Source organism: Candidatus Clostridium helianthi, from assembly GCF_045310795.1.
Taxonomy (GTDB): domain Bacteria; phylum Bacillota; class Clostridia; order Clostridiales; family Clostridiaceae; genus Clostridium; species Clostridium helianthi.
In genome coordinates, this window is sequence record NZ_JBJIAB010000042.1 from 24,703 (window position 1) to 48,936 (window position 24,234).

A 24,234-nucleotide genomic window follows, 5' to 3' on the forward strand; every position below is an offset into this window, starting at 1 on the left:
ATGTGTAATTTAAGTATAAATATAAATAATAATTTTGAAGGTGATAAGGTAAAATCCAGCATTAATTTATTAAAAGGAAAAGATAAGTCTGACACTCAAAATGGAGCTATGTGCTTTGGATTTATAATAAAAATTTCAAAAAAAGTTCTTAAAGATATAAAAATACTAAGATATATTAATAACTTGATGATAAATGAAAAAGTAAATATTTCAGTAAATCTAAATCAAACAGATGTAGAGATTAATGGAGCATATATAAATCATATGCACGTAAATACAATATCAGAGTTAAATTCACGTGTTGAAGACAATATAAAATTAGCAGGAAAAGTATTAAATGTATTTCAAATATATGAGTACGAAGTAATTAGTATATTTTATACAGGTAATACATCTCTGGAAATTGAAGAACTAAGAATATAAATAAGAGAGTTTAGAAGCATTATAGTTTTCGGATGCTAATTAATTAGTAATACTTAAAAAATCGATTATAACTGATTATTAAATATATATTATAAATTTAGATGCTAGAAAGGATGAGCAAGGATGGAATACAAAAAGGAGCAAGCAACAATAAATCAAATAATCGAGGTGATTTCGGAAATCATCCTTAAAGCTAGTATCAGAAAATTTGATAGTAAGGATGTGAATGAAAATGCCGAGGAAAGTAGCAATATATTGTAGAGTTTCTACTACAGAACAGGCAGAAGAGGGGTATAGTATTGGAGAACAAGAACGTCTTCTAAGTGATAATTGTATTAAACATGGGGATACAATATATAAGGTTTATGCAGACAAAGGTATAAGTGGAAAGAATATAAAAAGTAGACCTGCATTAAAAGAATTATTAAAGGATGCACAAGAAGGTAAATTTGATAGTGTTCTAGTATGGAAAATGAACCGTATAAGTAGAAGTCTTAAGGATGTATTAAATATTATAGACTTATTTGAAAAATATAATATAACTTTTAAATCAGCAACAGAACCATTTGATACAACTACACCATCAGGAAAAATGCAATTTCAAATGATGGCTTTAATAGGTGAATTTGAGAGAGGAACAATAGCTCAAAATGTAAAGATGGGAATGATGGCTAGAGCTAGGGAAGGTAGATGGAATGGTGGAATTGTCTTTGGCTATGATGTAAAGGAAAGAGAAAATTCAACTAATAAGAAAAGAAGAGATACAGAGCTTGTAATAAACGAAAAAGAGGCAGAAGTTATTAGAGCTATTTTTACTAAGTATTCAGAAGGTAATGGATATAAAGCAATAACAAACTATATAAATAAGTTTGGGTATACAACTAAAAGAGGAAAAGCATTTTCAGTAGGTTCAATAAAAGACATATTGATGAATCCAATATATATAGGAAAGATTAGATATAATGTACGACCTAATTGGAGCGAAAAAAGAAGGAGAAACAAGAACTCAAATCCACTAATTGTAGATGGAATTCATAAGTCTATAATAGGACAAGAACTTTGGGATAAGGTTCAAAAACAAATTGAAGCTAATAAGGGAAAGCCATCTAGAATATATGATGGAGAATTTCCATTGACTGGAGTACTAAGATGTCCAGTATGTGGAACTGAAATGGTGATTTGTAGAAGTATAGGTACAAGAAAAGATGGGACAAAGCGTAGGAGAGAATACTATTGTTGCGGTGCTTGGAAGAATAAAGGAACTGCAGTTTGCCATAGTAATTCAATCAATGTTGATAAAGCTAATGAATATGTGTTTGGTAAGCTATCAGAACTACTGAATAATGATAAGTTAATTAAAGACATAGTAGAAAATATAAATACAACTAGAAAAGCAATGGTAGACCCATCAAAAGGTGAACTAGAAAAGATTTTGAAGGAGCTGAACAAGCTAGAAGCAAACAAGAAAAAGGCGTTTGAAGCCTATGAAGAAGACATAATAACTAAAAAAGACTTCTCAGATAGAATGTCAGAAATATTATCTAGAGAAGAAATGCTCCAACAGGAGGTAAACAGCATAAAGAGCAATATCTTAGACGATGGTGCGCAAGAGGTTTCCTATGAGTTTGTAAGAGAAATATTATCAAGTTTCAGTAAGATGTTATCAGAGTTGACATCAAGGGAACAACAAAAGAGACTACTGCATATGCTGATTTCAAAAATAACCATAAACAAAACTAGAGATATAGAATCAATAGAGCTTAACATAAATGATAACTTAATAATGTACTTAAGCAATGGAGGCGAACCAAGTCCAGATGATAATGGAGGCGGTTCGTCTTCCTATTTTGTTTCAAGAAGAATGTTGAGGATAAATTCTATGAATATAAAAATTTGTATATGATAAAAAAATATTGACACAAATTTAAAAAAGTGATAATCTGAAAATATCAAGAAAAAAACAAGAAAATTTCAATGATGGAGGTTATTTAAATGGCTGTAGGCAATACTGGTATTAAACAAATAATTCAAGTGGTAGATTTAACTAGGAAAAAGGTGGCTAATGGACAGAGTATTACTGAAGCACGAGTAGAAGCTACACATCAGATAAGCAAAGCTAGAGGTGTAAATTTTAGCACAGTCGAAGATAAGTATATTAGAGGATTAGATAAAGTTATAAATGGCAATTTAGGATTAAAGGGTGCAAAAAATTTTGATAAGGCACTAGAAGATGCTATCAAAAATTTAAATACAGATTTAAGAAATATTTTATTAAGTAGAACAAATAATGTTCACTTACAAAATAGTATTAAGAATCTAGTTTAACTAATATAAGTATTGGAAGAAAAAATATGATGATTTATCTTTTCTTCCAATTAATCGCATTTGAATCATAGTTTTGGAGGAAAAACAATGAAAGCTAAAAAAATAAGAACAATAACTATTAGTATATTCGAAGATGGTTCATCAGATGTTCAAGTAGAAGAATATGGAGAAAATTCATCGATAAAAACTGATAATATAGATAGAGAAAATATAATAATAGAGAGTACACGCCCAAGTTCTTCATGGCTAAATTATGGGCTTATAACTTACTCAAGAAACTCAGAATTATTTAACGAATTAGTGAATAGAGAGGGGGATAAAATCACAGTTAGTATATATGGAAGAGAATTTGTTGGAAAAATTGACAAAAAGCAAGCTAGAATTTATTCGCTTCAAGGATTAATGAAGTTTGCAAAACAAGAAAATTACAATATTATAGATGCAAAAGCTGTAAAGTTACTATATAGAAAAGATACTAATGTGTTAGAAATTAATTTAGTTCAATGATTAGCATTAATACAAATTAACATTAATGAAACTTATTTATATATCTAAATAACGGAGGAGAACTAAGTTCATATGTAAGAGGTTCTCTTTCTTTTTGTTTTTTAAAAGAATTTTGATGAAAAGTTATGTGAAAAACGTACTACATAGATTTTGTTACTATACAATGCTATAGAAAATATATATTGACATACAAGTCTAACCAGTGATATAATAAATACAAATAAAGGAAAAATTGGAATAGTGGAGATGAAGAAAATGTTACAGAGCAGGTTTGGTGAGTACAAGCGGTATATAAGTGATAAGGTACTAAATGAAATTGAACCCCCAAAAAAGAATAAATATATTGCAGTACTAAAATTAAAGTATCCAAAAGAAGGAACAGATATTAGTAACAAAAAAGAAGATGTAACTGAACTATTAGAAAGTCATAATAAATCTAATAAGGATGATTCCTATATTGAAATGCTAGATATAAAAAGTATTTTCTTGGTTCTAGGATTAGAATTACCAGATATATATGATATTGATGATAAGAATAAGAAACAAGTTTCAAGATATATAGGGAATTTTGTGAGTAGAAAATTATATCATAGATACAATTGGGGAGAAGCTTTTTCTAATGTAAATAATGCATTATTTAGTATTATTGAAATACAAAAAATAGAAGACTAAAAGTTTTAGTAGGAGGGAATTATTATGAGCGATTGGAAGAACTATAATTTAGAAGATAAGTTAAGAGGAATTTTATCGCGGGAAAAGGTTAGGCACCCACATTTAGGACAATCATTCTTGTCGGTGTATCAATTAGCAATAAAATATGATAAGGAATTTCACAATGATGTTGAAGCAATGGGGTATAAAGTAGGTGGAAAAGGCTCCAATGTATATACCTCATTGGCTCAATACATTGGAAGGGAATTATCAAAAAGAATAAAAAGAGGAGATATAACAGATATAGAAGGAGCCGTTTTATCAGATACTGAACTAAGCGGAATTATTTTTGATAATGATAGTATTGTGTCTTCAGTAACTGGAAACGAAAATGGATTATCTTTGTTTAGAATAAAAGATAAATAAATATAAAACAGTAGCTTTAAAATCAATAAAAATGTGATTAAAAAATGAAATCAATGCATTTAGAAGCATTATAAAAAACCAAGCCTGGTAATTAGTGGGATATATAAGATAATAGGTATCCTATTTGAATATAAAAAAACTATATCACTTACTACTGATACGGTGAACCATATCATAAGTAGACATAAAAGAAAAATAAATTAAATCAATAAAAAATAGTAGTTACGTAATTGGTATCTGCTTTTTTTTATTATAGTTTATATTAATGTTAATAATAGTATTGTAAATAGCATAATTATAAGTGTTGATATAAATATAGAAACTTTAAATATATCTTAAATTAAATAAGGGGGAATACAAATAAAGAAAAACCTTACAAGTAAAAATAATTGCTTTTATAAGATAATGGAAGGAAAAGTTATATTATCTTTAAAAGAAGAGGAGTTTTAAGCTTTAATTGTCTATTATGGAATAAAATAGATAAAATAACAGTTGAAAAGTATACCTTAGAGGTATACAATGAATGTATACGGTTTAGGTATACATTTAAGGAATATGATTGGGAATATGGTTTTACAGATTTCATAGAATTACATTAGTGAAACCGTATAATTAAAGGGAGGTGTATTTATGTTTTTCAAAACTACAGAACAACATGAAAATTTGAGAACAAAAATAAGAGAATTTGCTGAAGAGGAAGTTAAACCTATTGCATTTATGTTGGATCAAGAAAATAAATTCCCTTCGGAAGTAGTTCAAAAGCTAGCTGATATGGGAGTGATGGGTATTCCGTATTCAAAGGAGTATGGAGGAGCTGGCTTAGACGTGATTAGCTATGCGATAGCTGTCGAGGAATTATCAAGAGTTGATGGCGGGACAGGAGTAATCTTATCTGCACATACATCATTAGGAACATATCCAATTGCAGCTTTTGGAAATGAGGAGCAAAAACAAAAATATTTAGTACCATTAGCAAAGGGTGAAAAGCTTGGAGCATTTGGTTTGACTGAGGAAAATGCAGGTAGTGATGCAGGAGGAACAGAAACAACTGCTGTACTAGAAGGAGATTATTATATCTTAAATGGTGAGAAAATATTTATCACTAATGGTGGCGAAGCAGATATTTATATTGTTTTTGCAGTAACTACACCAAATATTGGTACACGAGGTATTAGTGCATTTATCGTTGAAAAGGGATCAGAAGGTTTTAGTTTTGGTAAGCATTATGATAAGATGGGAATTCGTTCATCAGCTACTGCAGAGCTTATTTTTAATGATGTAAAAGTTCCTAAGGAAAATTTATTAGGTAAAGAAGGCGATGGTTTCAAAATTGCTATGTCTACATTAGATGGTGGACGTATCGGTATTGCTGCCCAAGCTCTAGGAATAGCGCAAGGTGCTTATGAGAATGCACTAGAGTATTCAAAAGAAAGAGTTCAATTTGGTAAACCTATTTGTCAGCAACAAATAATTGCATTTAAATTAGCTGATATGGCTACAAAACTTAGAGCAGCAAGATTCCTTATTTACAGTGCAGCAGAGCTTAAAGAAAATCATGAGCATTACAGCATGGAAGCAGCAATGGCTAAACAATATGCTTCTGATGTTTGTCTTGAGATTGTCAACGATGCTCTTCAAATCTTTGGGGGAAGCGGATACCTTAAAGGTATGGAAGTTGAGCGTGCCTATAGAGATGCTAAAATCTGCACTATATATGAAGGAACTAATGAAATCCAGCGTGTTGTTATAGCCGCTAATATCATAGGAAAAATGCCAAAAACAGAGAGTGTAGCAAAAACTTCAAGGGAACCTGCAACAGGATATCGTAAGAAAGTAATTTATAAAGATGGTACACCTGAAGAGAGAGTAAATTCTCTTGTAGAAGCTCTTAAGAAGGATGGATATGATTTCTCTGTGGGAATTCCTATAGATACTCCAATAAGCAAGGCGGAGAGAGTAGTTAGTGTAGGCCAAGGTATAGGAGAAAAGGAAAATATGCATCTTATAGAAAAGCTTGCAGTTCAGGCTGGTGCAGCAATAGGTTCTTCTAGACCAGTAGCTGAAACTTTAAAATATGTTCCAATTGATCGTTACGTTGGTATGTCAGGGCAAAAATTTAAAGGAAACCTTTATATTGCATGTGGTATTTCAGGTGCAGGTCAACATTTAAAAGGTATAAAGGATGCTTCTACAATTGTTGCAATTAATATAAACCCTAATGCAAAGATTTTCAAAAACTCAGATTATGGTATAGTTGGTGATTTGATGGAAATATTACCTCTACTTATTGAAGCTTTAGACAATGGTGAAGCAAAGAAAGAGGCTCCACCAATGAAAAAGATGAAGAGAGCTATTCCAAAGAAAGTCACTCCAACTTGGAAACATTATGTATGTAACGGATGTGGTTATGAATATGATCCTGGAGTAGGTGATCTAGAAGGTGAAGTAAACCCAGGAACACTTTTTGAAAATTTACCTGAAGAGTGGACTTGCCCAGCTTGTGGTGAAGAAAAAGATATGTTTATAGAAGTTTAAAGCAGGTAATAAATAAATTTTTTGTTTAAAGGAGGATTAGCTATGTATTGTGTTAGAGAGGTAACTGAAGATCTTTATTGGATAGGAGGAAATGATCGTCGCCTAGCTCTTTTTGAAAATGTTCATCCTATTCCAAGAGGTGTTTCTTATAATTCTTATTTACTTTTAGATGAAAAGACAGTGCTATTTGATACTGTAGATTGGTCAATTTGCAGACAATTTCTTGAGAATATTAAGGGAGTTTTAGGAGATAGAGACTTAGATTACATGGTCATTAACCATATGGAACCTGATCATGCAGCGTGTATTGAAGAAATTGTTATCCGCTATCCTAATGTAAAGATAATATGTACTGAGAAGGCATTTTTATTTATGCATCAGTTTGGTTTCCAGATAGAAGACAAGGTAGAACAAGTTAAAGAAGGAGATACTATGTCATTTGGAAAGCATAATGTTGTATTTGTTTCTGCCCCTATGGTACATTGGCCAGAAGCTATGGTAACATATGATACTACAAATGGAGTATTATTCTCAGCTGATGCTTTTGGTTCATTTGGCGCATTAGATGGAAAGCTATTTAACGATGAAGTAAATTTTGATCGTGATTGGATTGATGATGCTAGAAGGTATTACACAAATATTGTAGGTAAATATGGCCCTCATGTTCAGGCTCTTTTAAAAAAGGCAGGCACTATAGATATTAAGATTATCTGTCCGTTACATGGACCAGTATGGCGTAATGATTTTGGATACTTACTTGATAAGTACGATAAATGGAGTAGCTACACACCTGAGGAAAAGGGCGTGATGATTGTTTATGGAACAATGTATGGTAATACAGAGGCAGCAGCAAATGAGTTAGCAACAAGATTGGTTAAAAAAGGGATTACCAATGTAGTTATGTATGATGTTTCCAAAACTCATGTTTCATATCTGATTTCTGAAACATTTAAATATAGTCACGTTGTGTTAGCATCAGTTACTTATAATTTAAAGATTTATCCACCAATGCTTGACTATATAATGGATATGAAGGCATTAAACCTTCAAAAACGTACTTTTGCTATTATTGAAAATGGATCATGGGCGCCTCAATCAGGTAAATTAATGCGTGAATTATTAGAAGAAATGAAAGATATGACTATTTTGGATAATGAAATTTCAATTAATTCTAGCATGAAAGAAAGCGATGAGGATTTAATGGAATCTATTGCTGATAGCATTATTGAATCAATGAAATAACACAGAAGAGATATAAATTTTAATCAACTCGTAAATTATAATAACGAGTTGATTAAAATTATGATAAAGATAATAGCACTTAATATTAGCTTAAAGGTTCATAATGTTGAGACATATTATTCAAAGAATCAATTATATAGGATAAAGAAATTAATTCATAATATGTATTTCAATGAAAAATTGAATCTGAATATGTTACCATCCAGATTCATTATATATATTAAAAATGTAGTTTTTTATTTCCTATATTTAATGGGTTCTTATATGTTTAATCCTATTCTTCTGTTTTCGATAATCTCCTCTAACTCATCAGCAGCTTTAATTACATCTTCTTGAATAATAAGCTTACCGCCTGTTATATTCACTAAATCTTCTTTTAAAACTTTAGTGACAACTTCACTTCCATCTATAAAAGGAGATATTGCAACATGCAGTGGCAGACCTAATGATAGTCCAAATGCAGCATCGGCTAATGCTTGCTCTTCAAGCCATTGTGGTGCCGATAATACAAGTGGAAGTTGAGGTATATCTATACCCAAGTTTTCAGCAAGTTCAGTTGCTACCATTTCTAGTCTTCCAATAGCTAGACATGGACCAAAGTTTAATACTGGTGGAATGCCTAGGGATTTGCACACATCTCTTAGATTATCGCCTGCAAGATCAGCTGCCCCAGGAGACATAAGACCAACATTTTCAAGGCCTCCAGAAGAACATCCAGCTGAAAGAACTAAAATATCTCTTTTTATTAATTCTTTAGTTAGCTCAACAGTAAATACATCATGGCCTTTAGCTGTTAAGTTCGAACAGCCTACAACACCAGCTATCCCTTTGATTTTTCCTTTTGCTATTAAGTCAATAAGACCGTTCCAATTTCCACCTAGGAACTCTTTTAAAGATCCTTCACTAACACCAGTCACAACATCATCATGCCCATGATCTTTAGGAATGTCTATTGTGACGTTATTTCTTCTGTTCTTATAGCTTTCTAATGCTTCGCCAATAATCTTTTCACTAATTTCTTCAGCGTTTCTCATATCAAAATTTATATATTCAGCATTTTTCTTCTTAGCAACATCATCTATACAGATAGTTTTTACATTAAATTTCTCAGCTACAGGTTCAAGTCCTGGTATTGTACAGTTAAATTCTGAGACAATTAAATCTATAGCACCAGTTGCGAGTACGGCTTCACTTGTATAATTATTTCCAGCATGGCCTGAAAAAACTTCAGTATAATGCTCTCCTCTTAACTGTAGATCTTGGCCTACGCATGTACAGCCAACTAATCTAAAGCCCTTTGCACCTAATTCCATTGCTCTTTTTGTGACATTCTCATCAATTAATTTATCTTGAAGATGTGCAATATCAGAATGCTGATGACCTGTAATCATTATGTTGATATAATCCTCATCTATTACTCTAAAGCCAACTTTAGCTTGTCTGATTTTTGGAGCACCTAGCATAACATCATTTAGAAGGTTAGTTAACACTAGACCATATATTCCAGTAGCAATTCCAAGTTGAAGTGAATTAAGCAGCATATCTACAGGATCACTATTTAGATTTGTTGAAGTTTTTACTAGAGCATCAAAAACTTCAGATTTTGCACCGCCAGGTAAAATATTTAATTCCTTCCACTTATGATATCTTGGAGCATAAGCTAATTTCTCTACCAATTCCATTTTCTCAAATCTTGGTTTATATAAATCCCTAAGAACTTCATCAGCTACTTTAATTGCTTTGGCATTTATATCTGATTCAACAATATCAAATATTTCAGCAAGCTTATCCAATGTTTCAGGGCTTTTTATTTTTAAATTGCCTTTTCCTTCACCAATATCTTTAAGGTTTCTTGCTGTAGTTTCCACTACGTGAAGGTAACATGCGGAACCTGCTGCTATCGCTCTTAAAAAGTTTCTTGATACGATAGTATCAGCATCCGCACCACATACACCTTTAGGTGATTTAGGTGTTATCTTACATGGACCATTTGAGCAGAGTTTGCAACAGACTCCTTCTTTTCCGAATTTACATTTTGCTTTTTGTGTTTCAACTCTGTTGAATGATGTTTCTAGATCTTCTTTTGATGATAAAAATTCACATAATTTACAATCTGCTGATGTGCACATTGACATATTGATCATCTCCTTTAATTTTATATTTAATATTCAACCCAAAAGTATACTAAAGAGGTATAGTTTTAAGTAAATATAAAAGGCTTTCGCCTCTTATATTTACATGTATAAAGTTACCATGGATCATTCTTTAGTTTATCAAAGTTAACCTTTTCTAGTTCATTTATCATTGTATTTTGAATATTGTATAAAGCCTTGTGTATAGAACAGTGACCAGCTTTATTTGCACTACAAGCCTTGCCATCGTAAACACATCTGGTCACAATAATTGGACCTTGTATAGCTTCAACCACATCTTTTAAGGTTATATCTTTAGGCTCCCGAGTTATAGCATAACCACCATTAACACCTCTATAAGACTTTAATATTCCTGCTTGAGTTAACTTTCTAGTTAGTTTTAATAAAAATCTAAGAGGAATATTTCCTTTTTCAGATAGAGATTTTGCATCAAGTTTGTTATCTAAACCTTCTTTGGATAGCATAAGTATTATTCTAAATGCGTAATCAGATTCTTGATTAATATTCATAAAATTTACTCCTTAAAGTATACCCGTTTGGTATAATTTATCATAGTACAATTTTTTGTAATTGTCAATGTTTAGGTTATGGCGATATCGCAATTAAATAGAATAAATAATAATATACATTAAATAAAATTCATGAGTGTCTTTTAACATAATGATTATAGAGGGAATACTATATAAGTAAAGCAATTTATTTGAGGTGAGGCTTATGTTTGGATCTTTTATAACAATGCTTACTGGAATCCGTATACTGAAAAATATGAATAAAAGTTTATTGGGAATTATTAAATCTGAAAAGCCAATAGATAAAGGAATAGAGATTGCTGGTTATGATTATGATTCAGTACAAGATATATTTTATAGTAATATGAATGCATGGCAAAGAAATATGGGATATAGTAGATTGTATGATGAAGCATCAGCACCTTTTGGAATGATAGTAGATTGTGAACCAATCTACTTTGAATATAATAATAGAATATGGTTAATTGAATTATGGAAAGGTCAATACGATTTGAATACTGGATGTGAAGTCGGTATTTATACAGCTGAAAAGCCTATATTAAACTTACCAGAAGTATATAAGTATATGTTTTATAATTGCGCTAGCGATGAAGATAGATTAACAATCTCTCTTTTGCTAAAAAAGAATGGAAAAACACTTTTCGCGTTAGATGATAAGCATTGGTGGTTAGCAGGCTTTAAACTTGGTGAATATTCAGAGCCTTCTGAACTAGTCATGTATTTGAATATTACTTTAAAGGATGAAGAAATGTGCAGTTCCTTTGTACAAGCAATAAAAAAGATAGGATATGAAGAAAATAAAGAGTTTATTGTAAATGGAAATACTGTAGGTTTAACATTTGATAAACCGCATACTCCTCAACCTATTACTAGGACAGAGCAGACTGATAAGATCATACAAATGAAAAATAAACTGTTATGCGATAAATATAATGATATTACTAGAATATATAATAATTTAACAGATAAAATAAATGCAATTCAGAAACAGGCACCAGAAATCTATTCAGAAATAGTAGATAAAGCAGTATTGAGAAAATATTTGAGAAGCATGAAAAATACTGAAACTGAGTAACGTAATATTAGGAAGGCAGAATATATATCCTGCCTTTACGTTTATATTGAGTCATAGCAGTTATAACTGCCATTGGCTCTTTTTTTCTCAGCATTCTTACTTATATAAGAACCTTCTATAACTTTATTATATCCTTTTTTGGATACAATAGATTTAATATAATCTAGATGAGGACATTTATCATAATGATAATTATCATTTGTCATGCAAGATGATAGATGTATCACAACATCTTCTTTATTTATGTTATTTTTTAACTTAAGTTTTTTCGAGAGATGTTCTAATTTAGTAGCAATACTTTTTCCACAGCATCCTCCACAGGTGAAGGAAATATATCTGGTTGATTCGTTGTAATTTTTAAAAACTTCATCTCTGTTGTAAAAGGCATTAGTACAGGCAAATCCACTACAACGGTTATGAGCAATGTCGCACTGGATAATAACTACATATTTTTCATCCATTAAATTTTAGCCCCCTTTTTAAATAAGTGATTAGTAACTGTATACATAAGTTGTATATAGAACAATTATATAATTAATTATATCTCAATAAAAGTATATAAGGTATTAAATATAATTTAGTATAAGTGACAAAATAAAAGCATTATAGATTAGTAAAAAAATTAGAGGAACTTATAAAAAAAGGATATGCAGTGTTAAATTATATACTACAGATCCTCTTTATAAATAAATAATATTAATTTATGCGAATAATGCGACAAATACTAAAGTTAAAGTACTTACGAGTTTTATAAGTACATGGAGTGATGGGCCGGCGGTATCTTTAAATGGATCGCCAACTGTATCTCCAACGACACTAGCTCTATGTGCTTCGGAATTTTTACCACCGTGCTCTCCTAATTCTATAAGCTTCTTTGCATTGTCCCATGCACCACCGCCATTATTTAAGAAGAGAGCCATTATAACACCAGAAATGGTGGTTATCATTAAAAATCCAGCTGCAGCTTCTTTCCCTAGAAGGATTCCAACGATTATAGGAGCAGAAATCACTATGATTCCAGGAAGAACCATTTCTTTTAGAGCACCTTTTGTAACTATATCAACACAACGAGCATAATCAGGTTTTGATTTTCCTTCCATTATTCCTGGTATTTCTTTAAATTGTTGTCTAACTTCAAGTATTACATATTGAGCAGCCTTGCCAACAGCACGGATAGCTGTAGAGCTAAATAGAAATACTATCATAGCACCTATAAAACCACCTATAAATACTTCAGGCTTACCTATATCAACCGAAAACCATGAATCTAAAGGTTTTCCAAGAAGTTTTTTTACTTCATCTAGATATGCAGAAAATAATAGAAAAGTAGCAAGTGCAGCTGAACCAACGGCATAACCCTTGGTTAATGCTTTTGTAGTATTGCCGCATGCGTCTAATCTATCAGTTACATTTCTAATTTCTTCGGGAGCTCCAGACATTTCTGTAATTCCACCGGCATTATCAGTAATTGGACCAAAGGTATCCATGGCAAGAATATATGTGCAGGTTGAAAGCATTCCCATGGTTGCAATTGCTGTACCATACAAACCTGCATTTGCAACATTAGGTAATGCCATTTCGCTTAATCTATAAGATATAAATATACAAATAGATATGCAAACAACAGGAAGTGCAGTTGATTCCATGCCAACTGATAATCCAGTTATTATATTAGTTCCAGCTCCAGTTTTAGAAGCATTAGCTATCTCTTTAACAGGCTTATGGGTTATTGAAGTATAATAATCAGTTAAAACTACAAATACATAGCTAAGAAGTATTCCAGCAACTGCACATCCATATAGATATATATAGTTTACTTGTCCACCAGTTGCAAGTGAACCACTTAACATATCTTTAACTACGAAAAATAATATTACTAAATTAATTATTGAAGTGATAACAAATCCACCTTTTAAAGCTTTCATAGGATCATCATTATCATTTTTAACTTTAACAGCAAGGATACCTATTATTGAAGCGATGATACCAAGGGCACGAGCAACAAGCGGAAATAGTATTCCTTTCCATCCAAATATAGGGTAAAGCCCAACGCCTAGAATCATAGCACCTATATTCTCAGCGGCTGTAGATTCGAATAAGTCCGCACCTCTACCAGCACAATCACCTACATTATCACCAACAAGATCAGCAATAACAGCAGGATTTCTAGGATCATCTTCAGGGATACCAGCTTCAACCTTTCCGACGAGATCAGCACCAACATCGGCAGCCTTTGTATATATACCTCCACCAAGTTGAGCAAATAACGCGACGAAGGAAGCACCAAACCCAAATCCAACTATAAGAGAGGGGGCTTCTTTAATTAAAGTATCGTTTCCAGAAATACCTCCATAGATAAGAAATAGAGACGCTACACCTAAAAGAGATAGGGAAGTAACCGCTAGTCCAGTAACAGCACCACCTTTAAGAGCTATTTGAAGAGCATTGTTTAACCCCTTTTTTGCGCCAGCAGCAGCTCTTACATTAGAATTAACAGCCATATACATACCAATATAGCCAGATAAAGCTGAGCAGAATGCGCCTGTTATAAAAGCTATACCTGTATGTAAAGATATAGATATGGCAGAGCTTGGACCTTTTGATGCATTGCCGAAATAGTTAGAAAGTATGATTAAAAATAAAGCAACAATGGATAAAACAAAGATGGTTTTATATTGTCTTTTAATGAATGCCATAGCACCTTCCTTAATGTAAGTTGATATTTCTTGCATTTGGCTAGTGCCTTTGTCTTGAGAAAATGTATACCTGACCAAATAAATGATTGCTATAAGTGAAATAATTATAACACTATAAATAAGCATAAAATATGGTACCATTTAAAACATCCCCTTTATTTTTTATATAAATTTGTTATACATATATATTATACAACAAAATATTCAGAAAATTCAAAAATTTTCAACTTTTTCTATAATATATATTATGCTTAAGCAAAATAAAATAAGCAAAGTAAATATATACTTATAGAAAGTTTGGAGAAACCTCTAAATATATTACTTTGCTTAGTAATTTAGTAATAAAATCATAGTATTTTAATTTATAGCAGTATCTATAATTGTTAGATGTAATTAATTTGAAGTTTAGAACTTAGGATTTATTTCATCCCTTTGAATTCTTCGTAAATCTTTTAGTCTTAGATGAGTTTTTTCTCTAATTGCACTCCAATGTTCTCCATCAATCATCATTTTTTTTGCCTCATTCTTTAGAGATTCTTTTTCTTTGTAACTCATAAACTTAACCTCCTTTTATTTCATTTATACAAATTTAGTTTATCATTAATAAAATTATCTATTCGTTGTTTATAAAATTTAATATAATATGAAATTCAATTGAATTTTACATTATGGTATTTATGGAATGTTGAGGCCTACTATTGCTATCGTTATAAACTAGTGTAATAATTTACCTATAATGTATATTAATTAACTGAATGTATAAGTCGAGGAGAATAATTTATAATGTTGAAAATAAAAAATTTATATAAAAAACAAGCTAATAGTTTCATAAATCATATAAACCTTATGGTTGAAAAGGGAAGTTTGGTAAGCATTGAAGCAGATAGGGAGTTTAGTAATACATTAATAGATCTTATATTAGATAAAGAAGTAATAGGTAGTGGTGAAATATATATAGACTAAATAAAACATAGTGATTATAAGAACTTGGAGCGGTAATAGGAATTTTAGCAGAAAATCAGGCTAGTGCAGGAACCATAGGAATGCCGTTTTTCATGGTTATATTTTTAGCGGGCGCTTTAGCAAAAATGAATAATATAGCCGGAATGGCAGCTAATTTTTTACCTAACTATAACATGCAAATATTGCTAGGCAGAATTTTTACTAATGAACATTTAAATATAAATTTTGCTTATAATATATTAGTAATTCTATTGTGGATTATAATTGGTGCTGGAATTTTTGTTTATGCCTATAAGAAAAAGAGATTAGATTAAGTCACTATAAAAAAAGACTGATTTGGGTATCAGTCTTTTTTTATAGTAACTTAATTTAACTATTTATTCACCAAGATATGCACTCTTAATACTTTCATCATTAAGAAGAACTTGTGCATCACCGGATTTTACTATATTACCAGTTTCAAGAACATAAGCTCTATGTGCAATGGCAAGGGCCATATTCGCATTTTGCTCAACTAAAAGTATAGTTGTTCCTGATTTATTAATTTCAACAATTGTATCAAAAATATCTTTAACAACAAGAGGCGCAAGCCCCATTGAAGGCTCATCTAATATAAGCATTTCAGGTCTGTTCATAAGAGCCCTTCCGATTGCAAGCATTTGCTGTTCACCACCAGAAAGAGTACCAGCTTGTTGCTTTATTCTTTCTTTAAGTCTTGGAAATTTAGCAAATACCATTTCCATGTCTTTTTTAATTTCTGCTTTATCGTTTCTTAAATAAGCACCTAGTTCTAGATTTTCTAAGACCGATAGCTGAGGAAAAACTCTTCTTCCTTCTGGTACATGGGAAAGACCTAGAGAAACTATTTTATTAGCTGCAACCTTGTTTAATTCAGAGCCCTTAAAAGTGACCGTACCAGATTTTATTGGTTCAAGGCCTGATATAGCTCTAAGAGTAGAAGTTTTACCAGCACCATTAGCACCTATTAATGTCACTATTTCACCCTGTTTTACTTCAAGGGAAATGTCCCTTAGTGCATGAATTACACCATAATATAGATTAATATTTTCTACCTTTAGCATTTTTAAGCCCCCTCTCCTAGATAAGCTTCAATTACCTTAGGATTATTTTTTATTTCTTCTGGAGTGCCTTCAGCAATTTTTTTTCCGTAATCAAGAACTGCTATTTTATCACAGATTCCCATAACAAGCTTCATATCGTGCTCAATTAAAAGAATTGATATATTAAACTTATCTTTAATCCAATCTATAAGCTTGGTAAGTTCTACAGTCTCCTGAGGATTCATACCAGCAGCAGGTTCATCTAATAATAGAAGAGATGGCTTTGCAGCTAAGGCTCTTACTATCTCAAGTTTTCTTTGTTCGCCATAAGGGAGATTGCTAGCTAACTCATCTTTTTTTCCATCGAGAGAAAAGACTTTTAATAGTTCAATACTTTTATCTATAATTTCAGCTTCTGTTTTCCTAAATTTAGGAGTTCTAAAGATGGAATCAAATATAGAATAATTTATTCTATAGTTAAAACTTACTTTAACATTATCAAGAACAGAAAGATGAGAAAATAGACGTATATTTTGAAAAGTTCTGGCTATTTTCTTTTGTGTAATATTATAGGGTTTAAGACCTTGAATCTTTTCTCCAAGATAAGATATAGTACCTTCAGTTGGAGTATAAACACCAGTTAACATGTTAAATACAGTAGTCTTACCAGCGCCATTAGGTCCAATAAGCCCGACAATTTCTTTTTCATTTATTGTTAGATTAAAATCTGACACTGCCTTTAATCCACCGAATACAATTGATAAATTTTGAACTTCTAGCATTGAATTAAGCCTCCTCTCTATCATCTGATTTTTTGCTTGGTATTAATTTACCAAAGATTTTAAGAGAAATTTCTTTATCTCCGAATAATCCTTCAGGTCTGAATATCATAAGTAGTATTAAAGCTAATGGATATATAACCATTCTGAAATCGCCCATACTTCTCAAAAGCTCTGGTAAAAAAGTCAGCATTATAGCTGAAATAATTGACCCAGACAAAGATCCCATACCACCAAATACAACAAAAGTTAGATAGTCAATTGATTTGTTAAAATCGAAAAGATCTGGTTTTATATATCCAGAATAGTGAGCATAAAGTCCACCAGCAAGCCCAGCAAAAAAGGCAGCTATAACAAATGCCATCATTTTGTATTTTAATGCATTAATTCCCATAGATTCAGCGGCTATTTCATTTTCACGAATAGAAAGCATTGCTCTACCCTGGGACGAGTTAATTATATTTTTTATTATGACTATACTAGCTATCATGAATATGAAAGCAACTGTAAAAGTTGTTTTTGTTGGGATACCGGTAAGCCCACGTGCGCCACCAACTGTATCAATATTCATAATTACTATTTGGATAATTTGGCAAAAGGCTAAGGTTGTTATTGCAAAATAGTCACCTGTCAGCTTCAGTGTAGGATATCCAACTAGTGCCGCTAATATACATGCAACCACAGCACCAATAAGTATTGAAGCAACAAATGGCATATGCGCTTTTTGTGTTATTATAGCTGATACATATGCACCTATGGACATAAATCCAGCATGTCCTAAACATAATTGACCAGTAAATCCAACAATTAAATTTAGGGATACGGCTAAAATAACATTTATTAAAGCGAAAGTAATGATTCCTTTGTAATATGAATTAATAACATTTGCACTTATTAAGCCAAATAGCACTCCATATGTTATTAAAACTCCAACAATTATACAAATATTTTTTTTATTAAATAAATTCTTCATAATTAACACCTACACTTTCACATTGGTCTTTTTACCTAATAGACCAGAAGGCTTAATTAAAAGTATTATAATTAAAATTGCAAATACTATTGCATCTGAGAAGTTAGTTGAAATATAAGCTTTAGCAAAAGTTTCAAGTAATCCTATAGCAATTCCACCAACAAGGGCTCCAGGGATACTTCCAATTCCACCAAGTACTGCAGCAACAAAAGCTTTAAGTCCAGGCATAGCTCCCATATAAGGAGTGATGCTAGGGTAAGATATTGCAACTAAAACTCCAGCTATACCAGCTAAGGCTGAACCTATTGCAAAAGTAAGGGAAATAGTATTATTAACATTTATCCCCATAAGAGAAGCTGCTTCCATATCTTGAGAAGAGGCTCTCATGGCTTTTCCAACTTTAGTTTTATAAACAATAAATTGTAGTAAAACAACTAGAAAAGCAGAAACTCCAAACATTAATATTGTCTTTATATCAATTTGAATAGTTCCTATATTAATACTCCCAGCATTAATTAAATCCGGAAATGGTTTTGGATTAGATCCAACTAATAATCTCATAGCATTCTGTAGGAATAAAGAAACACCAATAGCTGTAATAAGCAAAGCAATTCTTGGAGAATTTCTTAAAGGCTTATAAGCAATTTTCTCTATAATTATTCCAGATAATGCTGAAACTGCCATAGCAACTAATAATGTTGGAATTAATGGCAATTTTAATGTTGAAGCACAATAGAAGCCTGAAAAGGCTCCTATCATATAAATCTCACCATGAGCAAAATTTATTAACTGTATTATTCCATATACCATTGTATATCCTAATGCTAGGAGGGCATATACGCTACCTAACGCTAAACCGTTAATGATTTGTTGTAAAAATTCCATTGTATATTCCTCCCTTTTTAATGATTAAGGATTAACTTTATCAGCTAAAACTTTTTTATCTCCATCAACTTTAATAATAGCAGCACTCTTTATAGCGCTTCTATCACTACCAAATTTGATGTTTCCAGTAACACTGTTCATTTCCATTGAAGCCAAAGCATCTTTAATAGCAGCACCGTCTGTCTTTCCGGCCTTTTCTATTGCTTTAACTAATATTTTAGATGTGTCATATGAAAGAGCAGCGAAAGAATCTGGTTCTTTGTTATATTCCTTTTTATATGATTCAACAAATTTCTTTACATTTTCATCTGAGTCTCCAGAGTAGTAGTGATTGATATATAATGCACCATCTACAGCTTTTCCACCGATTTTAGTTAATTCTTCTGACTCCCATCCGTCTCCACCAAGGAATTGAGAAGTTATTCCCATATCTCTAGCTTGTTTAGCAATAAGACCAACAACATTATAGTAATCAGGTAATACGATTATATCTGGATTTAAGCTCTTAATTTTTGTTAATTGAGCCTTAAAGTCAGTATCTTTATCATTATAAGTTAAGAATTCACCAACTTGTCCACCAGCACCTTCAAATTTTGATTTAAAGCTATCGGCTATTCCTTTTGAATAATCTGATCCAGCGTTATATAAAACTGCAGCTGTTTTCTTTCCTAATTTTTCACTAGCATATTTTGCAAGAACCTCTCCTTGGAATGAATCTACAAAACAGCCTCTAAACATATAATCTCCACCAACTTTAGTTATTGTTGGTTCTGTAGCTGTTGGAGTAATCATTGGAATTTGTTTTGATGTAGAATTTGGAGCTACTGCAAGTGTTGCACCTGATGTAACAGGTCCTAAAATTGCGCTTACCTTTTCATCATCAACAAGTTTATTGAAAGCTTGCATTGATGAATTAGGATCAGCTTGGTCATCTTCAAAAACAAATTTGATTTTTTTTCCATTGATTCCGCCTGCATCGTTAACTTCTTTTTCTAATAATTGAGCACCTTCTTTTACTGAAACTCCATAAGTAGATGCGGCACCAGATAATGGACCAATAGCACCGATTTTGATGGTATCTCCGTTATTTCCACCTCCAGCTGAATTTCCGCTACAACCAGCAAGAAGAGTAATAGCCATAGCAGAGGCTAAGATTCCTGATAGTAAACTTTTTTTCATATATTTATCCCCCTTTTAACTTTAAAAAATAATATTAAAATAATAATTAATTTTATAATACTTTGATAAAATGCTATAAAGTTATCGTATATATTGTTGATATAATAACATATAGGAGTGATTATTACAAGATTGATATTTAATATTTTATATAAAAAATAATAAAATAATTATAAAAACGTTATCATGATTTATAAATTAATCAAAAATAATGTTATGTTGAGTAAAGTTATAGGTTGAAAAGTGTGAGTGTTTTCAAAAATGTTCTCGATTTAAGGATGATTCTAATTTTTGAATAATAGCAGACTAAGATTGTGATTTATAAATAATATTAATAAGTAAGAAGGTTGATTTATTGATATGTATAGACAGTTATTGTTGAAAAGAATAATATTAATACTTAGATTATATTTAAAGTGAAGATGGTGAATTGGTTGAATAAAAAAATAATAAAATTAGATTGCAATAATTATAAAAAGTATTTTTACTATATTAAGTATCCTGTATTTGAAGAAGATTTATGTAAGTTAGAGATGAAATGTCTTTTTGGTAAAACACCAAGTGAGAAGTATTTGTTTTCAGATTTTTATATTAGTGCATCAAGGAGTCCGTTTATAAAAGAAATGATTTCAGTAGTATATGAAGAAGATTCTTTAGAACAAATAATACACAACATCATAAAAGATAAGCTAGCTTATGACGAGTTTAAGGTCTGTTACTTAAGAACAGAATATAGTGATATAGATTATGAAGAACGTCTTAGAAGTCTTAGCCAGATAGGATTTGTAATAACAGGAGAGCCTGAAATTCACAATCCTAAAGTTATCCTTGGAGTTACACAAATTTGTGGAAAATGGATATTTGGAATGTACGAGAAAAACGATTATAAGTGGCATATTCATGATAATAAGCCGTATTCGTATTCAAATTCTTTAAGTGTTAGGGTAGCTAGAGCACTAGTTAATATAGCAGTTAAAAACAATCTAGAATGCAAATTAATAGACCCATGTTGTGGAGTAGGAACAGTTATTCTTGAAGCGCTTTCAATGGGAATTGATGTTGTAGGATGTGAGCTTAATAAAAGCATCGCAGAAAATGCAAAGAAGAACTTGGAGTTTTACGGATATGAGAATGTAGTGACTAACGGAGATATGAATGAGATTGAAGAGAAATATGATACTGCTATCATAGATTTACCATATGGACTGTTTACTCCAACTACCATAGAAGAACAAACATCTCTAATTAGAAGTGCACGCAGAATAAGTACTAGATTAGTCATAGTTACATTTGAAGAGATGAATGATTGTATTACTGATGCAGGTTTTAAAATAGTTGATAAATCATATGTATGCAAAGGTAAGTTTAAGAGATATATAAATATTTGTGAGTAGAAAGTTATAAATTTAATATGAAGAAAATTTTAGATTGATTTCTGAAAATATTCTTATTTTGAAGGTATTTTTAGAAGCTTAGCCCATGTATTTTAGTCATTAATTCTTATTTATTAACAAATTCCGAATTATTGTTTCATCATAATACTATATTCTTATATTTTAAATTATTTAATTAAGCTTAGAGTTATTGTATGGATACATTTGCATTTGTATCCATACATATTTTATTATATGAGTAACTTAGAAAAAAGGGGGATTTATGTATTATGGAAAGAGGGACAATAAATAGAAATCTTGCTCAAATGTTAAAAGGTGGAGTTATTATGGATGTAACTAATAAAGATGAAGCTATAATAGCAGAGAAAGCTGGGGCATGTGCGGTAATGGCGCTTGAAAGAGTTCCTTCCGACATAAGAAAGGAAGGTGGAGTAGCTAGAATGTCGGATCCTAAAATGATAAGGGAAATACAAGAGGCAGTCTCAATTCCTGTCATGGCTAAAGTTAGAATAGGACATTTTGTAGAAGCACAAATTTTGGAAGCATTAAATATTGACTTTATAGATGAAAGTGAAGTGCTTACACCAGCAGATGATAAATATCATATAAATAAAGAAGATTTTAGTGTGCCATTTGTATGTGGTGCAACTAATATTGGTGAGGCATTAAGAAGAATAGGTGAAGGCGCATCCGTGATAAGAACCAAGGGGGAAGCAGGGACTGGTGATGTTGTTCAAGCTGTTAAGCACATGAGAACCATGAATGAAGAAATAAAGAAAATACGATTTTCATCAAAAGAAGAGTTAATGACTGTAGCTAAAAGTTTTGAGGCACCATATGAGTTAGTTAAGTATGTTTGGGAAAATGGAAAATTACCGATTGTTAACTTTGCAGCAGGAGGAATAGCAACGCCAGCAGATGCAGCTCTTATGATGCAGTTAGGAAGCGATGGTATATTTGTAGGATCAGGAATATTCAAATCTGATAATCCAGAAAAAAGAGCAAGAGCTATTGTATTAGCTACTACTTATTATAATGATCCAGAAAGATTAGCAGAAGTTTCTACTGATTTAGGAAGTGCAATGAGTGGAATTTCTGTAGATGAAATAAAAACACAATATGCCGAAAGAGGATGGTAAAATGATAGTCGGAGTTTTGGCTTTACAGGGAGGGGTAATTGAGCATATAAATCAGATAAACTTATTGGGGCATATTGGGATTGAGGTTAAAAGAGAAGAGGAATTAAATAATATTGAGGCTTTGATAATACCTGGTGGAGAAAGTACTACCATAGGAAAACTTCTAAAAATGACTGGATTAATTGAACCACTAAAGCTGAAAATAAGGAGTGGAATACCTACATGGGGAACTTGTGCTGGAATGATATTGCTAGCAAGTGAAATAGAGAATGAGAAATCTAAATACCTTAAGCTAATTGACGTCAAAGTTAGAAGAAATGCATTTGGAAGGCAAATAGACAGTTTTAAAACATTTGAAACAATAGATGAGGTATCTAAAGAGAAAATAGAACTTGTTTTTATCAGAGCTCCTTATATAACAGAAATTAAAGAAAATGTGAAGATTATATGCAAAATAGATAATAAAATAGTAGCAGCTAAGCAAGATAATATTATAGTAACATCTTTTCATCCCGAATTAACAAATGATTTAACATTTCTAAATTATTTTCTAAAGGGTAAATGGATGAAATAATATAAATAAAATGCTAAGGCTGATAGGAAACTGCTAAACAGTATACTTTAGAAAATAATTTCTATGTATCTTTTAGTGGTTTTCTATTTACATTAATTAAACTCATTTATTGAAGTTAGGAGAAGAAAATCTAATAAAAAACATAAGTGAATTTATGTAGCATAAATTTATACATATTTATATAATGTGTTTTTAAATATAAGATCATATACTTATCTACTAAGTAAGAAATAGTTAACTATACCTAGTGTGTCAATAGTAGAAAGTAGAAGTAAAATGGAGGTTAGTGGAGGCTTTTAAGTTTAAGTTATATAAACAATGACTTTTGACGGAATGGCTAAGGGACTATGTGTTAAGATAAAACACGTCGCTAAGAGACATAAACAGAACAACTTAAAACTGAAAAGATTTTAATAAAAAAGAAATTAAAAGTTTTCTACGAAAGTTGTTGACAATGTCGAATGGTGATGATATGATAAAATCCTCGCTAAGAGATGCAGAATTAATAATTTAAAGCTAATAGAACTACTGAAAAATGAGTTCAAAAAGTTTTTTAAAAAGTTGTTGACAAGCTTCAAAAGCGGTGATATACTGAATAAGCTGTCAGAAACGACAGATAACAACAAAACATTACAACAGTATTTGTAAGAAAGAAAAATTGGTCTTTGAAAATTGAACAGAATAAGATAAATACATTTAAGTAAACCAGCAATTTTTATTTGAG

Annotated in this window: 25 protein-coding genes; 15 read left to right on the forward strand and 10 right to left on the reverse strand. The window is 31.2% G+C overall.

The genetic code is table 11. From position 1 onward, the window contains the following. From ACJDTP_RS22895 to ACJDTP_RS22935, 9 genes are all read left to right on the forward strand, one after another. Positions 1 to 423: a hypothetical protein gene (locus ACJDTP_RS22895; protein ID WP_406762559.1), complete on the forward strand. Its 423-nt coding sequence runs from the start codon at positions 1 to 3 to the stop codon at positions 421 to 423. A 123-nt stretch (positions 424 to 546) separates the two neighbouring features. Next, complete coding sequence (locus tag ACJDTP_RS22900) at positions 547 to 684, forward strand: hypothetical protein (protein ID WP_406762560.1); 138 nt, start codon at positions 547 to 549, stop codon at positions 682 to 684. Next, positions 656 to 2,326, forward strand: coding sequence for a recombinase family protein (locus tag ACJDTP_RS22905; protein WP_406762561.1), 1,671 nt, complete (start codon positions 656 to 658; stop codon positions 2,324 to 2,326). Before ACJDTP_RS22900 ends, ACJDTP_RS22905 begins: the two co-directional genes overlap by 29 nt. Positions 2,327 to 2,415: 89 nt before the next feature. Beyond that, on the forward strand, positions 2,416 to 2,748 hold the full coding sequence (locus tag ACJDTP_RS22910; protein WP_406762562.1) for a hypothetical protein: 333 nt from the start codon (positions 2,416 to 2,418) through the stop codon (positions 2,746 to 2,748). Between the two features lie 87 nt (positions 2,749 to 2,835). After that, positions 2,836 to 3,255: a hypothetical protein gene (locus ACJDTP_RS22915; protein ID WP_406762563.1), complete on the forward strand. Its 420-nt coding sequence runs from the start codon at positions 2,836 to 2,838 to the stop codon at positions 3,253 to 3,255. A gap of 255 nt (positions 3,256 to 3,510) precedes the next feature. Then, positions 3,511 to 3,927, forward strand: a complete 417-nt coding sequence (locus ACJDTP_RS22920; protein ID WP_406762564.1) for a hypothetical protein — start codon at positions 3,511 to 3,513, stop codon at positions 3,925 to 3,927. A gap of 24 nt (positions 3,928 to 3,951) precedes the next feature. Then, positions 3,952 to 4,332: a hypothetical protein gene (locus ACJDTP_RS22925; protein WP_406762565.1), complete on the forward strand. Its 381-nt coding sequence runs from the start codon at positions 3,952 to 3,954 to the stop codon at positions 4,330 to 4,332. Positions 4,333 to 4,962: 630 nt separating this feature from the next. Further along, positions 4,963 to 6,867: an acyl-CoA dehydrogenase family protein gene (locus tag ACJDTP_RS22930; protein WP_406762566.1), complete on the forward strand. Its 1,905-nt coding sequence runs from the start codon at positions 4,963 to 4,965 to the stop codon at positions 6,865 to 6,867. A 42-nt stretch (positions 6,868 to 6,909) separates the two neighbouring features. Beyond that, a complete protein-coding gene (locus ACJDTP_RS22935; protein WP_012061204.1) occupies positions 6,910 to 8,109 on the forward strand; it encodes an FprA family A-type flavoprotein in 1,200 nt (399 codons plus the stop codon). Positions 8,110 to 8,369: 260 nt separating this feature from the next. On the opposite strand, the gene cooS is transcribed toward ACJDTP_RS22935, so the two are convergent. Both cooS and ACJDTP_RS22945 read right to left on the reverse strand, forming a co-directional pair. Then, a complete protein-coding gene (gene cooS / locus ACJDTP_RS22940; protein ID WP_406762567.1) occupies positions 8,370 to 10,244 on the reverse strand; it encodes an anaerobic carbon-monoxide dehydrogenase catalytic subunit in 1,875 nt (624 codons plus the stop codon). Between the two features lie 113 nt (positions 10,245 to 10,357). Next, positions 10,358 to 10,771, reverse strand: a complete 414-nt coding sequence (locus tag ACJDTP_RS22945; RefSeq protein WP_012061202.1) for an RrF2 family transcriptional regulator — start codon at positions 10,769 to 10,771, stop codon at positions 10,358 to 10,360. A gap of 205 nt (positions 10,772 to 10,976) precedes the next feature. Between ACJDTP_RS22945 and ACJDTP_RS22950 the strand changes: the two genes are divergently transcribed. Then, positions 10,977 to 11,867: a DUF4474 domain-containing protein gene (locus ACJDTP_RS22950; protein WP_077841265.1), complete on the forward strand. Its 891-nt coding sequence runs from the start codon at positions 10,977 to 10,979 to the stop codon at positions 11,865 to 11,867. A gap of 41 nt (positions 11,868 to 11,908) precedes the next feature. Here ACJDTP_RS22950 and ACJDTP_RS22955 read toward each other — a convergent pair whose 3' ends face one another. The 3 genes from ACJDTP_RS22955 to ACJDTP_RS22965 all read right to left on the reverse strand — a co-directional run bounded on the left by ACJDTP_RS22955 (position 11,909) and on the right by ACJDTP_RS22965 (position 15,118). Then, a complete protein-coding gene (locus ACJDTP_RS22955; protein WP_406762568.1) occupies positions 11,909 to 12,328 on the reverse strand; it encodes a CGGC domain-containing protein in 420 nt (139 codons plus the stop codon). 240 nt (positions 12,329 to 12,568) lie between these two features. Beyond that, positions 12,569 to 14,704 (reverse strand): sodium-translocating pyrophosphatase, encoded by a 2,136-nt coding sequence (locus tag ACJDTP_RS22960; protein ID WP_406762569.1) that lies wholly within the window; start codon positions 14,702 to 14,704, stop codon positions 12,569 to 12,571. Between the two features lie 264 nt (positions 14,705 to 14,968). Next, positions 14,969 to 15,118 (reverse strand): hypothetical protein, encoded by a 150-nt coding sequence (locus ACJDTP_RS22965; RefSeq protein WP_406762570.1) that lies wholly within the window; start codon positions 15,116 to 15,118, stop codon positions 14,969 to 14,971. A 228-nt stretch (positions 15,119 to 15,346) separates the two neighbouring features. Here ACJDTP_RS22965 and ACJDTP_RS22970 point away from each other — a divergent pair, with 228 nt between their 5' ends. Together ACJDTP_RS22970 and ACJDTP_RS22975 are read left to right on the forward strand one after the other, a co-directional pair. After that, positions 15,347 to 15,526 (forward strand): hypothetical protein, encoded by a 180-nt coding sequence (locus ACJDTP_RS22970; RefSeq protein WP_406762571.1) that lies wholly within the window; start codon positions 15,347 to 15,349, stop codon positions 15,524 to 15,526. 80 nt (positions 15,527 to 15,606) lie between these two features. Next, positions 15,607 to 15,840: a hypothetical protein gene (locus ACJDTP_RS22975; RefSeq protein WP_406762572.1), complete on the forward strand. Its 234-nt coding sequence runs from the start codon at positions 15,607 to 15,609 to the stop codon at positions 15,838 to 15,840. A gap of 63 nt (positions 15,841 to 15,903) precedes the next feature. Here ACJDTP_RS22975 and ACJDTP_RS22980 read toward each other — a convergent pair whose 3' ends face one another. Genes ACJDTP_RS22980 through ACJDTP_RS23000 form a run of 5 tightly spaced genes read right to left on the reverse strand, consistent with a single transcriptional unit; the run spans position 15,904 to position 20,403 of the window. Next, positions 15,904 to 16,608 (reverse strand): ABC transporter ATP-binding protein, encoded by a 705-nt coding sequence (locus ACJDTP_RS22980; protein ID WP_017209934.1) that lies wholly within the window; start codon positions 16,606 to 16,608, stop codon positions 15,904 to 15,906. A 2-nt stretch (positions 16,609 to 16,610) separates the two neighbouring features. After that, a complete protein-coding gene (locus tag ACJDTP_RS22985) occupies positions 16,611 to 17,369 on the reverse strand; it encodes an ABC transporter ATP-binding protein (RefSeq protein ID WP_012061194.1) in 759 nt (252 codons plus the stop codon). A 4-nt stretch (positions 17,370 to 17,373) separates the two neighbouring features. After that, positions 17,374 to 18,339 (reverse strand): branched-chain amino acid ABC transporter permease, encoded by a 966-nt coding sequence (locus ACJDTP_RS22990; protein ID WP_077309996.1) that lies wholly within the window; start codon positions 18,337 to 18,339, stop codon positions 17,374 to 17,376. Positions 18,340 to 18,348: 9 nt separating this feature from the next. Beyond that, positions 18,349 to 19,224, reverse strand: a complete 876-nt coding sequence (locus ACJDTP_RS22995) for a branched-chain amino acid ABC transporter permease (RefSeq protein WP_012061192.1) — start codon at positions 19,222 to 19,224, stop codon at positions 18,349 to 18,351. Positions 19,225 to 19,248: 24 nt separating this feature from the next. Further along, positions 19,249 to 20,403 (reverse strand): ABC transporter substrate-binding protein, encoded by a 1,155-nt coding sequence (locus ACJDTP_RS23000; RefSeq protein ID WP_077839336.1) that lies wholly within the window; start codon positions 20,401 to 20,403, stop codon positions 19,249 to 19,251. 434 nt (positions 20,404 to 20,837) lie between these two features. Here ACJDTP_RS23000 and ACJDTP_RS23005 point away from each other — a divergent pair, with 434 nt between their 5' ends. The 3 genes from ACJDTP_RS23005 to pdxT all read left to right on the forward strand — a co-directional run bounded on the left by ACJDTP_RS23005 (position 20,838) and on the right by pdxT (position 23,510). Beyond that, positions 20,838 to 21,797, forward strand: coding sequence for a TRM11 family SAM-dependent methyltransferase (locus ACJDTP_RS23005; protein ID WP_406762573.1), 960 nt, complete (start codon positions 20,838 to 20,840; stop codon positions 21,795 to 21,797). A 269-nt stretch (positions 21,798 to 22,066) separates the two neighbouring features. Beyond that, positions 22,067 to 22,936: a pyridoxal 5'-phosphate synthase lyase subunit PdxS gene (pdxS, locus tag ACJDTP_RS23010; RefSeq protein WP_406762574.1), complete on the forward strand. Its 870-nt coding sequence runs from the start codon at positions 22,067 to 22,069 to the stop codon at positions 22,934 to 22,936. 1 nt (position 22,937) lies between these two features. Beyond that, entirely contained in the window at positions 22,938 to 23,510 is a 573-nt protein-coding gene (gene pdxT, locus ACJDTP_RS23015) for a pyridoxal 5'-phosphate synthase glutaminase subunit PdxT (RefSeq protein ID WP_077839339.1), read from the forward strand. The last annotated feature ends 724 nt before the right edge of the window (positions 23,511 to 24,234 follow it).